A 15,047-nucleotide genomic window follows, 5' to 3' on the forward strand; every position below is an offset into this window, starting at 1 on the left:
TTAAATGAACGAACAGAAGCAACGTTAACAAGGAAGGAGTCTTACATATGAAAAGAAAAGGCAGAATTATTGCCTTCTTTCTAATTGTTCTACTTTTAGGAGGAATAATCGGAACGACAACCCAAGGAATTACAAAAGATATTCCACTTGGTCTCGACCTACAAGGCGGGTTTGAAATTCTTTATGAAGTTGAACCGATTGATGACGATCAAGAAGTAAATAACCAAATGATGGAAGCTGTTGTACAAAGCCTGTATAAGCGGGTGGATATACTAGGTGTCAATGAACCAGTTATTGATATCGAAGGTGAAAATCGGATACGCGTTCAACTGGCTGGTGTGAGTGACCAAAATGAGGCAAGAGAAATACTTTCGACAACGGCTAGTTTGTCTTTTCGAAGTGTAGAAGATGAGTTTTATTTTGGTGGCTCAGAACTGGTTGAGGGTAGTGCACAGCAAAACTTTAACGAATTTAACCAACCAATTGTCACATTAGAAACGAAAAGAAACTTTTCAAATAGTGAATACGAAAACTTTGAAGAGTTAACGCGTGAGGTTTCTCAATTACCGAGTAGACCAACCGCCGAGGTTCCTTATCCACAAAATTTAATTGTTATTTGGCTGGACTATCAAGAAGGGGACTCCTTTGCTGAAGAATACGGGAAAGAAGACCCGAAATTTATTTCAGCACCTAGTGTAAGTAAGCCAATTCCTGGAACAAATGTTCAAATTGATGGATCGTTTACCGTTGAAGAAGCCAAGAATTTAGCAGATATGCTCAATGCTGGTTCATTACCAGCGGAATTAACAGAAGTTTATTCTGTCGCTGTCGGGGCTCAATTTGGTGAGCAAGCTTTCGACAAAACCGTTTATGCGGGAATTCTAGGGATTATTCTAATATTTGTTTTTATGATCATTGTTTATCGTTTCCTAGGTGTCATCGCTGTTATCTCACTTAGTGCATATATTTATTTGATTTTGCTCGTCTTTAATCTAATCAATGGTGTATTGACGCTACCAGGTATTGCGGCTCTCGTTTTAGGTGTTGGAATGGCTGTCGATGCGAATATCATCACGTATGAACGTCTGAAGGAAGAATTGCGGGCAGGAAAAACCGTTGCTTCAGCAGCAAAAGCTGGTAATAAACGTTCGTTTACTACGATTTTGGATGCGAATATTACAACAATTTTAGCAGCAATTGTTTTATTTATCTTTGGTACAAGCTCTGTCAAAGGCTTTGCTACGATGTTAATCATCAGTATATTACTAAGTTTCATCACTGCTGTTTATGGTACAAGGTTACTGATGAATCTGTGGATTAAAAGTAAAGCCTTGAACAATAAGCCAAAATGGTTAGGTGTCAATCCGAATGAAATTATGGATATCAGTAAAGGAGAGGAAGTTAAACCGACTTTCTTAGGTAAGACATTTGATTTTGTGAAACACCGTAAAATTTATTTTAGCACGTCAATTCTGTTGATTATTGTTGGAGCCATATTTTTAGCAACGATGCGATTGAACTTAGGAGTCGATTTTGAAAGTGGTTCCAGAGTTCAAGTCATGGCTGAGAACCAATTGACAGTCGAAGAGGTGCGTACAGAGTTTGAAGAACTCGGACATGATCCAAAACAGCTAGTACTTGCTGGGGATAACGAAGAAATGGCGATGGTTCGCTTTGACAAAGTACTTTCGCAAGATGAGATTGCTGAAGTCAACAATCATTTTCAAGAACTATACGGAAACCAACCGAGTGTCAGCACCGTTTCACCTCAGGTGGGACAAGAGCTGGCTAAAAACGCAGTTTATGCCGTATTGATTGCTTCAATTGGTATTGTGATCTATGTCGCCATCCGATTTGAATTGATTTTTGCGATAACGGCGATTATCGCATTACTGCATGATGCATTCTTTATCTTGGCGTTATTCAGTATTTTCCAGTTTGAGTTTGATATTACGATTATTGCAGCGATCTTAACCATTGTCGGTTATTCGATCAATGATACGATTGTTACGTTTGATCGGATCAGGGAGAATCTGAGTCTTGAAAAACGAGTCAAGTCATTCAAGCAGTTAGCTCACGTCGTTAACAAAAGCTTGATGCAGACGTTGACGCGTAGCTTTAACACAGTGATTACTGTTGTGTTTGCAGCGGTCATGCTGTTTGTCTTTGGTGCTCAAGCCATCACTTACTTCTCCTTTGCCTTAATCGTTGGTTTGATTGCAGGAACGTATTCATCCTTGTTCTTGGCGGCTCAGCTATGGTTAGTATGGAGAGGAAGAAATATTGAGTCCAATCCAATTGTTCAAAAGAAGAAAAAACCATCCGGTGGGCCTCAAGTTTAAAACAAAAATAGCAAGTCTTAGACCCGAACGAGCTTCTATCATCCGTTCGGGTCTTTTTGTAACTTTTTACGGAATAAAGTGAGCATCATATAGAAGTGGTTGGTGGTTAGTCGAGTAATCATAAAACCAAAAGAATAACACACGTACTTACCGGGTAAATAAAGAACAATGCACAAAAGTGATGAGGAGGGACTTTGATGAAGCAACAAACATGGATTATATTAACTTTATTATTTGCCCTAATTATTGCGGTCTTTGCAGTGATTAATGTTGAACCGGTGCAGGTGGATTTCTTGTTTGTGCAGACGGATGCACCCTTAATACTTGTTATATTATTATCTGCCTTACTCGGTTGCTTAGCTGTTGCAAGCGTGACGTATGCTAAATTTTATCAATTAAAAAAAGAAATCAGACAGCTGAAAAAAGAAAATGAATCTTTCTTGGAACAAGAAGAAACATCAACAATTGAAGAAAATCATGGTACCAGTTACGAAGGTGACCAAGAAATAGATCAACAACAAGGTGAAGATTCGGAAAATGAACAGAAGAATGAATGGAATTAATCTTTATTGCTACCCCTAATGACCTCTAGTATAATAGATTCGTTAGGGGTGTTTTTATTATGCTTGAGAGCAAAATGAATTGGTTGGTGAACGATCAGCTGATTGATGAACCAACACAGATTCATCCATCTCCGATTGTCAACCGCATGTTGGCGAAGAGAAAGATACATAGTAAAGAAGAGGCAGAAACTTTTCTTTATCCAACAAAAAAACAAATGCATGATCCATTTTTGTTTGAAGAGATGGATACTGCAGTGAAACGAATTCATAAAGCAATTCAAACAAACGAAAAAGTCATGATCTACGGAGACTATGATGCAGATGGTGTGACTTCTACTGCTATTCTAGTTTCAGTTTTAAGAAATATGGGAGCTGATGTAGACTACTACATCCCGAACCGCTTTACAGAAGGATATGGACCGAATGAACTAGCCTTCCAAGCAATCAAAGCGCATGGCGTCAGTTTGATTATTACGGTCGATAACGGTATTGCTGCTCCTGAAGAAGCGAAACTAGCAATTGAACTAGGGATGGATTTAATCATCACAGACCACCACGAAGAGCAAGATGAGTTACCTGAATCTGTCGCAATGATCCATCCAAAATTATCGAACCAATACCCATTTAATGATTTGGCGGGAGCAGGTGTAGCCTTAAAATTGGCACACGCATTGACTGGAAAATTGGACGATGATTATCTAGCTCTGGCTTCAATTGGTACGGTAGCAGACTTGGTACCGATGATTGGCGAAAATCGGGTGATTGTGAGGGAAGGATTAAAAGCATTGACTCACACGAAGTTACCCGGATTGATGGCCTTGAAAAATATTGGTAAATTAACTGGTGCGATGACAACTGAAAACATTGGATTTGTCATTGGTCCGCGGTTAAATGCTGTCGGTCGATTACAAGACGCAGGATTGGCTGTCGATCTGTTATTGGAGAAAGATGCCGTGTTGGCCGCTGAAATGGCGCTAGAGATCGATCAAATTAATAAGGAAAGACAGAAGCTTGTTCAGCAGATTTTTGAAGAAGCAGATGAAATGATTGAGACAAATTATTCAGATGACCAGATTTTGGTCATTGCAAAAGAGGACTGGAATCCTGGAGTGCTAGGTATTGTTGCTTCTCGAATCATCAATAAATACCATCGTCCGACACTGATGTTAAGCATCGATAATACACAACAAGTAGCTAAAGGAAGCGCCAGAAGCATTCCTGCTTTTGATATTTTCAAACATGGCATGGAACTGAAGCATTTATTTGTTCATTTTGGAGGTCACCCGCAAGCGGCAGGCATGACCGTACGTACAGAAGACATTGATGAATTGAGACGAGAACTTAATCAGCAAGCTGAGAGTGAGTTAACACCCGCTGATTTCCACCCGACACTTCAAATAGAAGAAGTGATCGATTGGGAAGAAGTTGACATGGATTTTCCGGAATTAGTTGAAATGCTAGCACCGTTTGGCATGAATAATAATCGGCCAGTGTTTCAAATCAATGATGTGGAAATTAAAGAGTTACGTAAAATCGGTGCGAAGAGTAATCATTTGAAGCTATCTGGGAACGCTGGTGGTAAGCGGATTGAAGCTGTAGGTTTTCAGATTGGAGATGTCGTTGATCGGTTAAGTACTGGAAGTAAGATTGATTTAGCTGGTGAAGTACAGATCAATGAGTGGAATGGTAATCGGAAATTACAGGTATTGTTAAAAGATGTACGATGCAAAGAATGGCAGCTCTTTGACTTCCGTGGAAAAAAGTTTAACTTACCCTCTTCGGTTTCACCGGATGAGCTGGCGGTTATCTATTTTCAACCTGAAAACAAACCAAAAGAAATGAATTTTTCAGCATTTCACGTTGAAAACACGACTGATCTGCACTACTTAGAAGAACATAAGCATCTACTGATTCATGATTTACCAAATACACTAGAAGAATTGGAAAACGTATTAGGGCGTCTTTCATTTCACACACTGTACGTATGCTATCAAATCGAACGGTCATCATACTTTGAACGATTTCCATCAAGAGAAGCATTCAAAGACCTATTTATCACTATTAAAGAACATCAAATTATTGAATATCAACAACGTCAATTGCTGGCAGAAGCAAAAAAAGTCAGTGAAGACGAATTGGATTTTATGCTCCAAGTGTTTTTTGATCTAGATTTTGTTAATATAGTAGATGGTGACATTTATTATCTCGATCAAACAAAACCTAAACAATTAAGTGAATCAGTTACTTATCAACAACGGTTAAACCGAATAAAAATGGAAAAAACGCTATATTACTCAAACTACAAAGAATTGAAAGAGTGGATTTCCATGAGACGCGGTCGCCAAGGGAAGGAAGGAGTAGTCTTACATGGATTATAAAAAACATATAACAATCGTTGAAGACTGGCCAAAAGAAGGAATTCAATTTAAAGATATCACCACATTGATGGATGATGGGAAAGCATTTAAATCAGCAGTGGACGAGATTGTCGAGTATGCCAAAAAAGTAGGAGCCGAACTTGTAGTAGGTCCTGAAGCTAGAGGATTCATTGTTGGATGCCCAGTCTCTTACGCACTTGAAATTGGGTTTGCACCCGTGAGAAAAGAAGGAAAACTTCCAAGAGAGACTGTTAAGGTAGACTATGGATTGGAATATGGAAAAGACGTTTTGACAATTCATAAGGATGCCATTAAGCCAGGGCAAAAAGTCTTAGTAGTAGATGATTTATTGGCCACTGGAGGGACAGTCGAGGCGACGATTCAATTAGTGGAAGAGTTAGGTGGAGAAGTTGTAGGGTGTGCCTTTTTGATTGAGTTAGCCTATTTAAATGGCCGTGACAAGTTGAAAGGCTATGACATTTTACCGTTAATGACATATGAATAAGCTGATCGGCTGACTCTTCGAAAGGGTCAGCCAACTCTTTTTTAATTATATCCACTCAATTGAGTGAACGAACAGAGCAATTAATAATTGCGAAAAATCTACAACGGGGCGTGTGAAACGCACAAAAAGAAGTGTTTCTCTTTACATATGCCATTTATTTATGAATAATGGAAAAAAAGAAAAGGAAGCAGCTAGGTGGTTGTATATGTCTAAACACAGTATACGAACAATCGATCAAGTGATAGAAAGAGCCAGTCATTATATGAATGAAGAACACGTGGCTTTTCTTCAGCGTGCCTATGAATATGCAGCCAAAGCCCATGAAGGTCAAATTAGAAAGTCCGGTCAAGAATATATTTTACATCCAATTCAAGTGGCAGATATTTTAATTGATCTAAAGATGGATCCGGCAACAATAGCAGGCGGATTTCTTCATGATGTAATCGAAGATACCGAAATCACTTATAATGATTTAAAAGAAGCTTTCAGTGAAGAAGTGGCTCAATTGGTTGATGGAGTTACGAAACTAGGGAAAATCAAATATAAATCTAAGCAAGAACAACAAGCAGAAAATCACCGGAAAATGTTTATCGCGATGGCGAAAGATATTCGCGTGATTTTAATTAAGCTTGCCGACCGACTACATAATATGCGCACATTATCATTTTTACCGGAGGAAAAACAGCGGAGAATCGCAAATGAAACCTTAGAAATCTTCGCGCCATTGGCTCACCGACTCGGAATTTCAACCATAAAATGGGAACTTGAGGATACGGCGCTTCGCTACATGAATCCGCAACAATATTACCGAATTGTTCAACTGATGAAGCAAAAAAGAAGTGAACGTGAACAATACATTGATACGGTTATTGGAGAAATTAATGAGCAATTAGGCGAAATTAACATAGAGGCAGAAATATCCGGTAGACCAAAACACTTGTATAGCATTTACCGGAAAATGGCCATTCAAAAGAAAGATTTTAACGAAATCTATGATTTGCTGGCTGTGCGAATTATCGTGAGAAATATTAAAGAATGCTATGCCGTATTAGGGGTTATTCACACGCTTTGGAAACCAATGCCTGGACGATTTAAAGATTATATTGCCATGCCGAAACCAAATCTTTATCAATCACTTCATACAACGGTAATCGGTCCGGAAGGTGATCCGTTAGAAGTCCAAATCAGAACTTCTGAAATGCACGAGATTGCTGAATATGGAATTGCGGCACATTGGGCTTACAAAGAAGGAAAAGCAGAGAACGATGCCCCAAAAGATATGTCAAAACAACTAGCATGGTTCCGAGAAATCCTGGAATGGCAAAATGAAACGAGAGATGCAGAGGAATTCATGGAATCACTCAAGTTCGATTTCTTCTCAGACATGGTCTATATTTTTACACCAAAAGGAGATGTCATCGAATTGCCGAGTGGCTCCGTACCGTTGGATTTTGCTTATCGAATCCATACTGAGGTTGGGAACAAAACGGTTGGTGCCAAAGTAAATGGGAAAATCGTACCGCTTGATTATCAATTGAAAACGGGCGACATTATTGAGATCATGACTTCCAAGCATTCGTATGGGCCTTCTGAAGATTGGTTGAAAATAACGAAGACAACTCAAGCTAAAAATAAAATTAAACAATTTTTCAAAAGACAACGGAAAGAAGAAAATGTTCAACGTGGACGTGAGTTGGTAGAAAAAGAGATTAAGAATATGGATCTCCAACCAAAAGAAGTATTGACGGAAGAAAATATTCAGTTGGCATTAGATCGGTTTCATTTTCAACATGAGAATGACTTGTATGCAGCAGTGGGTTACCAAGGTGTAACGGCTCTTCAAGTTACCAATCGAATAACTGAAAAAATTCGTCAAAAAGAAAAAGAAGTCAATTTGGAACAGACGCTTGAAAATCTTCAAAATGAAGTCTCTCCACAAAAACGGAAAGCCTCTACATCTGGTGTCATTGTGCGCGGACTCGATAATTTGCTTATCCGTCTATCGAAATGTTGCAACCCTGTTCCAGGGGATGAAATTGTCGGCTATATTACAAAAGGAAGAGGAGTCTCCGTGCACCGTGCCGATTGTCCAAACATTTCCAATGAAGATGAAACACGTTTGATCGATGTGGAATGGGAACGAAACAGCCAGCGTCAACAAAGTTATCATGTAGACTTGGAAATTACCGGTTATGATCGTAGTGGCTTCTTAAATGAAATTTTACAAGCTGTCAATGAGACGAATACTTCCATTACGCATGTGAATGGAAAATCAGACAAGAATAAGATTGCAACGATTAACTTAACCATTTTAATTCACAATTTAGAGCATTTACGACGAATCGTCGAACGTATTAAAAAGATCCGAGATGTTTTTGCCGTTCAGCGACTGATTCACTAATGGATTTTGATGGATAAAGGGGTAAAAGTAATGCGAGCTATAATTCAACGTGTGACGAGTGGTGCTGTCGATGTCAACGGAGAACGGACAGGCGAGATCCAAGATGGACTAGTCGTTCTACTTGGAGTATCGACAAAAGACACCGAAACAGATGTGAACTATTTAGCAGAGAAAATCATTAACCTGCGAGTATTTGAAGATGATCAGGAGAAAATGAACCTTTCACTTAAAGATGTCCATGGTAAAATTTTATCCATCTCTCAATTTACATTATATGGAGATACAAGGAAAGGCAGACGGCCTAACTTTATGCAAGCGGCTAAGCCAGACCAAGCACTTGAATTATACCAGCAATTTAATGATCGGATTAGACAGTTAGGTATAGAAGTAGAAGAAGGGAAATTTGGTGAACACATGGAAGTGTCACTGATCAATGATGGCCCTGTCACCTTAATATTGGATACAGATGATTAGTCTTGACAAGCTATTGAAATATAGCTATGATAATTGAAATTAATTGAATAGTGATCAATACCAATGAGGGAAAAAGTAGCAAAGAAACACATATGACAGAGAGGGTTTGCCATGGCTGGAAGCAAACTCATATGTCCTTTGTGAAAGACATTCCGGAGGTGCCTTGCCGAATGTAAAAGTAGGTATAGGCCGCGAGAAGCGTTAATGAAATGAAGTGAAAGCAACTCTCTTAGGTTGCTTTAATCAGGGTGGCAACACGGGGTAAACTCGTCCCTATCAATTGGAATGCGGATTGATAGGGATTTTTTTATTTTCAAAAGAATTACATAAAACGAAGGAGGAACTGACGTTGATTCATATACCTAGAGGTACGGAAGATCTATTGCCAGAAGCAACAGAGAAATGGCAAGTCATTGAAAATACGTTAAGAAAATTATCGGAAAAATATCATTATAGAGAGATACGTACGCCTATGTTTGAGCGAACAGAATTATTTCAGCGAGGTGTCGGTGATACAACAGACATCGTTCAAAAAGAGATGTACACATTTGAAGACAGAGGTGGGAGAAGCTTAACATTACGCCCTGAAGGCACAGCTTCTGTAGCAAGATCATATGTACAACATAAAATGCACGGACTACCAGAGCAGCCTACTAAATTGTATTATATCGGGCCGATGTTCAGGTATGAACGACCACAACAAGGACGCACGCGGCAATTTACTCAGTTTGGCATTGAAGCGATTGGTAGTGACAATCCGGCAATTGACGCGGAAGTATTAGCATTTGCGATGGAGTGCTATGAAGCATTTGGATTAAAGTCGCTTAAGTTAGTCATCAATAGTCTAGGCGACCGAGAAAGCCGTCAAAGCCACCGGGAAGCATTGATCAACCATTTTCAGCCACATCAAGAAGAGCTATGCCAAGATTGTCAAGTTAGACTGGAAAAGAATCCACTCCGTTTACTGGACTGTAAGGTCGATCAAGATCATCCAGCGATGAAAACAGCACCGTCTATATTGGATTACCTCAATGAGTATTCAAGCAACTACTTTGAATCTGTCAAAAAACATTTGGATGCGATGGGGATTTCCTATACTGTAGATGAAAATCTTGTTCGGGGATTGGACTATTATACACAAACTGCTTTTGAAATCATGAGTGAAGCAGAAGGGTTTGGTTCCATTACTACACTGTCCGGTGGTGGCCGATACAACGGATTAATTGAAGATCTTGGTGGCCCTGAAACATCAGGAATCGGTTTTGCTTTGAGTATTGAACGATTGTTGATGGCACTTGATGCCGAAAAGCTATCGCTTGAAACGAACGCAGGAATTGATTGTTATATCGTTTCGATTGGCGATGAAGTGACATTCAAAGCAACCGAACTCATTCATCAACTACGCCAACAAGGAATTCGAGCTGACCGGGATTATTTGAATAAAAAAATGAAGGCTCAGTTTAAGGCAGCTGAACGGGCGAAAGCTAAATTTGTCGTCATCCTTGGAGAAGAGGAAATGAATGAAGGTAAAGCAAAAGTAAAAGAATTAGCAACCGGGGAACAAACGACCGTTCCACTCAACGAGATTGCAACTTATATTGGAGGGAAATAAGATGCTCGAACGTTCATACTGCGGGATGCTTACTCTTGATCAAGAGGAGCAGACTGTATTATTAAAAGGATGGGTACAACGACGCCGGGACCTTGGCGGACTGATCTTTATTGATTTACGCGATCGCTCAGGGGTTGTGCAAGTTGTATTCAGTCCAGAATCGAAAGAAGCATTGGAGCAAGCAGAAAGGATTCGAAGTGAATATGTCATCGAGGTTACTGGTGTTGTGAAACAAAGAGATGAAGGTACCATCAATCCATCGATGAAAACAGGTGAACTTGAAATCGTAGCCAACAAGCTGACGATTATCAGTAAATCGAAGGCATTGCCGATCCAGATTGAGGATAAAATAGATGTTTCAGAAGAAATTCGTTTGAAATATCGTTATTTAGATTTACGACGGAATACGATGCAAGAAACATTTATTTTACGGCATGAAATTGCCCAAGCCATTCGCCAGTATTTGAATCGACAAAACTTTTTGGAAATGGAAACGCCAGTGTTGACGAAAAGCACACCTGAAGGAGCGCGGGATTATTTAGTCCCTAGTCGTGTTCATGAAGGAGAGTTCTATGCGTTACCACAGTCGCCGCAACTCTTTAAGCAGTTGCTGATGGTCTCAGGATTCGAAAAATATTATCAGATTACTCGTTGTTTCCGTGATGAAGATTTACGTGCCGATCGCCAGCCTGAGTTTACACAAATTGATATTGAAACGTCTTTCATGAACCAAGAAGAAATCATGAACATGACGGAAGAGATGCTTCGATTTGTCGTAAAAGAGGTTAAAGGAAAAGACATAGCCGATCCATTTCCTCGAATGACCTATCAAGAAGCAATGGAGCGATATGGGTCAGACAAACCGGATACACGCTTCGGTATGGAGCTAAAACAAATCAATGAGTTCGCTGCAACCTCAAACTTTAATGTGTTTAAACAAACCGTGGAAAACGGCGGTCAAGTGAGTGCATTAAATGTTGAAAATCAGGCTGACCAATTTTCACGAAAAGACATCGATCAATTAACGGATTTTGTGAAAATCTATGGAGCAAAAGGGTTAGCATGGATTAAAATTGACGAGAATGGTGCATTGACAGGTCCGATCGCCAAATTTTTCGATGAAGATGATGCTAAATCATTACGTGATCAGCTAGATGCAAAAGCAAATGACTTGCTTCTATTCGTCGCTGATCAAAAACAAATTGTTTACGACAGCTTAGGTGCACTTCGATTAAAATTAGGAAAAGAGCTTGGCTTAATCAATGAAGAGCAACTAAACTTCTTATGGGTTACTGACTGGCCATTGTTTGAATATGATTCCGAAGATGGACGATATCACGCAGCTCACCATCCATTTACAATGCCAAAGCCTGAGCATATCGATCAATTGACAGATTCACCAGAAAATGTTCAAGCACAAGCTTATGATGTTGTGTTAAATGGCTTTGAACTCGGTGGTGGATCATTGCGTATCTACGAAAAAGACTTGCAATATAAAATGTTTGAAGCCCTCGGTTTCACAAAAGAATCCGCAGAAGAACAATTTGGATTCTTGTTGGAAGCATTAGAATTTGGAGCACCTCCACACGGTGGAATTGCCCTTGGCTTTGATCGCTTGGTGATGCTTTTGGCCGGCAAAACGAATCTTCGCGACACAATTTTATTTCCGAAGACAGCATCAGCATCAGATCCATTGACCGAGGCGCCGTCTAAGGTGTCGGATGAGCAACTAGCTGAATTACACTTAGAATTGAAAGATAATGAAAACCAGTAAGCTGAATATTCTAAAAAAAGATTAAGAAAACCAAAAATTGGGCGCTTGTATCTCTTGATATTGGATAATGTATGTGATATTATTTGATTACAAAGTTGAAACAGAGCAATCCTAATGTGTTCGTCTTCTCCGTCGTACGTTTTGACCGAACACTTTTATGTAAGGGAGTCCGGCGTTTCTGTGTGGCGTATATGCCTTTTATAGGACATACAAAGCACAGAACAGGACACCCACCTGCCTGGAGCGGGTTCAAAACATTAAGGAGGAACGGCACAATTGGGATTGTGTACATACAAAAAAGCTATTTTAAGCAAACCTTAAAATAGCTTTTTTTATATGTTTATATTGGAAGAAATCAATTATTGAGAGATCTTAATGAACATGCTTTGTGTCCTGCTTTTTTCATTTCGCAATTTGCTCTAAATTGCCATTTTTCGCCATCTTAAAAGCAGGTGAGGATAGGGACGAATCTTCATCCAATACGACCATTTTCCTTGCACGGTCCATGATGTTCACAAATGTCTGGTAATCTTCTTTTAAGGTATCGTAATCTTTTTGCAGTTGTTCGTATTTTGCTTTCCATTCTTCATTTTCATTGGTTAACTGTTGATTATATTCCTTCATTTGCTCGAATTCAGCTTCATCATTGATTGAAGTAGATTCTTTTAGTTGTTCTAGTAAATGAATAATTTCATCAATGGTGGTAGGTTGTTGATTCGTTTTCGTTATTTCTTTCGCTTCGGAGATGTTTGTGACTCCATTCGTTGCTTGTTGCTTCATTGCTTTTTTACGTTCTTTCCGTTGCCTTTTGGCCAAGTCTACTGCTTTTTCATAGTTTTTACGGACTTCAGCGTTCCACCGAAAACCACATGCAGCAGCCGTTCGATTCAGTTTGTCACCGACTTCCTCGAAAGCCACTAATTGTGTACTTCCTTCACGTATATGTCTAAGCACAGTTTCTGCCAGTAATAAATCATCTTCATGAGACCAAGCGTCTTGCCTCACTTTAACCATATTCCCAACTCCTTTTATCTCGAATGATAGTTTCCTATTTCTATCATGTGCAAGTTGTGAGGATAATATACATAGAAATCCAGGCTCAAACTCAGAAAAAACTGGACATCTATAGTAAAATAGAAAAAGATTGAGCATGAATTGAAGGAGAACGATATGTTTAATAATGAACCACTTGCATTCCGTATGCGACCTGAGAAAATTGAAGAAGTTGTCGGTCAAAAACATGTGATCGGTGAGAACACTTCTTTATATAAAATGATTAAAAATGGATATGTACCATCAATGCTTCTGTATGGACCACCCGGAACTGGGAAGACTTCTTTAGCTTATGCCATTGCAGGTTCTTCCAATATGGAATTCTTTGCGATTAATGCGACAAGCGCCAGCAAAAAAGAGGTTGAACAGATTATCCAAGAAGCAAAATTAACTAGAAATGTGCTTTTGTTCATCGATGAGATTCATCGCTTTCACAAAGGACAGCAGGATACATTGCTAAATGCGATGGAGGAAGGAATTATAACATTCATCGGTGCGACAACTGAAAATCCTTATCATAGTGTAAATAATGCAATTCGATCACGCTGTGGGCAGATCAAGCAATTACATCCGTTGAATCAAGACGATATATTAGGACTTCTTCATCGAGCGTTAAAAGACCCAAGAGGATTATCCCACATGACGATTGATATTTCGGATGATCATCTGAAGCTGATCGCTGAAACGACAGGTGATGGGCGTACAGCTTTAACGATTTTAGAAGAAGTTGTTTACGCTTCGGATATGACGGATGAAGGTACCTACCAAGTAGAACTCGAAACGGTTCAGTCAAGCATTCAAAATAAAGGTTTTGTGCATGATAATAAAGGAGACATTTATTACGATCTGCTATCGGGGTTTCAAAAAAGTATTCGTGGCAGTGATGCGGATGCCGCCTTATATTATTTAGCTAGACTGTTAGAAGGCGGCGATTTGGAAGCCATCATGCGTCGATTGTTGGTGATTGCATACGAGGATATTGGTTTGGCTAGTCCAGCCGTAGCTGCACGTGTGTTGCCTGCCATTCAATCCGTCGAACGATTAGGCTTGCCTGAGGCGAGGATTCCTCTAAGTGTGATCACCATTGAGTTATGTTTATCACCGAAGTCGAATACCGCTTATAAAGCACTGGATAAAGCGATTAAGCATGTCAAAAAAGGTGTGACGGCGGATATACCAGATCATATAAAGGATTCGCATTATGCAGGTGCATCCAACCTGGGACATGGAGTTGAATATAAATACCCGCATCATTCTTCTACTGGATGGGTTTACCAAGAATATTTACCTGAGTCCCTCCGTGGTATGTCATATTATCAGCCTAAAATGTTAGGTGAAGAAAAAAGATATGCGCAAACATACGAGAAGTTGAAAAAGTTATCGAACGAATCGCGACAGGATGAAAAGAAGCGCTAGTTCATTAAATTCCACAATGTATTAAAACATGCTATAATGTCAGATGGTTTTCGCAAAAGGTGCCAATCCATCTGTTAGATTTGGTTATTGATGAGGGGGATATTGGATGAAGATCTCTACGAAAGGGAGATACGGACTAACGATCATGATTGCATTGGCAAAAGGACATCCGAGTAAAAATCCGATTTCGCTAAAAGTAATTGCACAAGAATATCATTTATCTGAACATTATCTTGAACAATTAATCGCACCACTTCGCAATGTTGGTTTGGTCAGAAGTGTTCGCGGAGCTAAAGGTGGTTATTTATTGGCTGAAGAGCCGAAAAATATAACGGCAGCAGACATCATAAAACCACTTGAAGGACCGATTCGCCCCGTTGAAGAGATGGAGGATGAACAACCTGCTCAGCAAGAATTGTGGCGACGAATTCGTGACGCCGTAAAGGATGTACTCGATTCAACAACGTTGGCTGATTTAGCAGAGCACGATGGCTCCATTTATCAAGAAGAAGATATGTTTTATATTTAA

General features: G+C 39.5%; 11 protein-coding genes, 1 other RNA gene and 1 other annotated feature. Of the genes, 11 read left to right on the forward strand and 1 reads right to left on the reverse strand.

The genetic code is table 11. The features are described 5' to 3' along the window. Positions 1-47: 47 nt before the first annotated feature. The 9 genes from secDF to ssrS all read left to right on the forward strand — a co-directional run bounded on the left by secDF (position 48) and on the right by ssrS (position 12,336). Positions 48-2,342 (forward strand): protein translocase subunit SecDF, encoded by a 2,295-nt coding sequence (gene secDF / locus KQ486_RS06450; protein WP_216687095.1) that lies wholly within the window; start codon positions 48-50, stop codon positions 2,340-2,342. A gap of 197 nt (positions 2,343-2,539) precedes the next feature. Then, positions 2,540-2,905: a LapA family protein gene (locus KQ486_RS06455; RefSeq protein ID WP_216687096.1), complete on the forward strand. Its 366-nt coding sequence runs from the start codon at positions 2,540-2,542 to the stop codon at positions 2,903-2,905. A 59-nt stretch (positions 2,906-2,964) separates the two neighbouring features. After that, a complete protein-coding gene (recJ, locus tag KQ486_RS06460) occupies positions 2,965-5,283 on the forward strand; it encodes a single-stranded-DNA-specific exonuclease RecJ (protein WP_216687097.1) in 2,319 nt (772 codons plus the stop codon). Further along, positions 5,273-5,788 (forward strand): adenine phosphoribosyltransferase, encoded by a 516-nt coding sequence (locus KQ486_RS06465; RefSeq protein ID WP_144160503.1) that lies wholly within the window; start codon positions 5,273-5,275, stop codon positions 5,786-5,788. Before recJ ends, KQ486_RS06465 begins: the two co-directional genes overlap by 11 nt. Before the next feature lie 205 nt (positions 5,789-5,993). Continuing rightward, the gene (locus KQ486_RS06470; RefSeq protein WP_216687098.1) at positions 5,994-8,189 is read left to right on the forward strand and encodes a RelA/SpoT family protein; all 2,196 of its coding nucleotides are present in this window, start codon (positions 5,994-5,996) and stop codon (positions 8,187-8,189) included. 30 nt (positions 8,190-8,219) lie between these two features. Beyond that, a complete protein-coding gene (gene dtd / locus KQ486_RS06475; protein WP_144160499.1) occupies positions 8,220-8,663 on the forward strand; it encodes a D-aminoacyl-tRNA deacylase in 444 nt (147 codons plus the stop codon). A gap of 54 nt (positions 8,664-8,717) precedes the next feature. Then, positions 8,718-8,941, forward strand: a binding site (T-box leader). 71 nt (positions 8,942-9,012) lie between these two features. After that, a complete protein-coding gene (gene hisS, locus KQ486_RS06480) occupies positions 9,013-10,275 on the forward strand; it encodes a histidine--tRNA ligase (protein ID WP_144160496.1) in 1,263 nt (420 codons plus the stop codon). Between the two features lies 1 nt (position 10,276). Then, on the forward strand, positions 10,277-12,049 hold the full coding sequence (aspS, locus tag KQ486_RS06485; protein WP_216687099.1) for an aspartate--tRNA ligase: 1,773 nt from the start codon (positions 10,277-10,279) through the stop codon (positions 12,047-12,049). Positions 12,050-12,154: 105 nt separating this feature from the next. After that, positions 12,155-12,336: non-coding RNA, 6S RNA (gene ssrS / locus KQ486_RS06490), on the forward strand. A gap of 115 nt (positions 12,337-12,451) precedes the next feature. Here ssrS and KQ486_RS06495 read toward each other — a convergent pair. Next, entirely contained in the window at positions 12,452-13,063 is a 612-nt protein-coding gene (locus KQ486_RS06495) for an RsfA family transcriptional regulator (RefSeq protein ID WP_216687100.1), read from the reverse strand. Between the two features lie 156 nt (positions 13,064-13,219). Here KQ486_RS06495 and KQ486_RS06500 point away from each other — a divergent pair, with 156 nt between their 5' ends. Next, positions 13,220-14,518, forward strand: coding sequence for a replication-associated recombination protein A (locus KQ486_RS06500; RefSeq protein ID WP_216687101.1), 1,299 nt, complete (start codon positions 13,220-13,222; stop codon positions 14,516-14,518). 106 nt (positions 14,519-14,624) lie between these two features. Beyond that, on the forward strand, positions 14,625-15,047 hold the full coding sequence (cymR, locus tag KQ486_RS06505) for a cysteine metabolism transcriptional regulator CymR (protein ID WP_144160485.1): 423 nt from the start codon (positions 14,625-14,627) through the stop codon (positions 15,045-15,047).

The sequence above is a fragment of the Allobacillus halotolerans genome (genome assembly GCF_018967645.1).
Lineage (GTDB): Bacteria > Bacillota > Bacilli > Bacillales > Alkalibacillaceae > Allobacillus > Allobacillus halotolerans.

Coding starts and splice junctions, on each gene's coding strand:
- secDF (WP_216687095.1), top strand. CDS start 48: ATGAAAAGAAAAGGCAGAATTATTGCCTTCTTTCTAATTGTTCTACTT.
- KQ486_RS06455 (WP_216687096.1), top strand. CDS start 2,540: ATGAAGCAACAAACATGGATTATATTAACTTTATTATTTGCCCTAATT.
- recJ (WP_216687097.1), top strand. CDS start 2,965: ATGCTTGAGAGCAAAATGAATTGGTTGGTGAACGATCAGCTGATTGAT.
- KQ486_RS06465 (WP_144160503.1), top strand. CDS start 5,273: ATGGATTATAAAAAACATATAACAATCGTTGAAGACTGGCCAAAAGAA.
- KQ486_RS06470 (WP_216687098.1), top strand. CDS start 5,994: ATGTCTAAACACAGTATACGAACAATCGATCAAGTGATAGAAAGAGCC.
- dtd (WP_144160499.1), top strand. CDS start 8,220: ATGCGAGCTATAATTCAACGTGTGACGAGTGGTGCTGTCGATGTCAAC.
- aspS (WP_216687099.1), top strand. CDS start 10,277: ATGCTCGAACGTTCATACTGCGGGATGCTTACTCTTGATCAAGAGGAG.
- KQ486_RS06495 (WP_216687100.1), bottom strand. CDS start 13,063: ATGGTTAAAGTGAGGCAAGACGCTTGGTCTCATGAAGATGATTTATTA.
- KQ486_RS06500 (WP_216687101.1), top strand. CDS start 13,220: ATGTTTAATAATGAACCACTTGCATTCCGTATGCGACCTGAGAAAATT.
- cymR (WP_144160485.1), top strand. CDS start 14,625: ATGAAGATCTCTACGAAAGGGAGATACGGACTAACGATCATGATTGCA.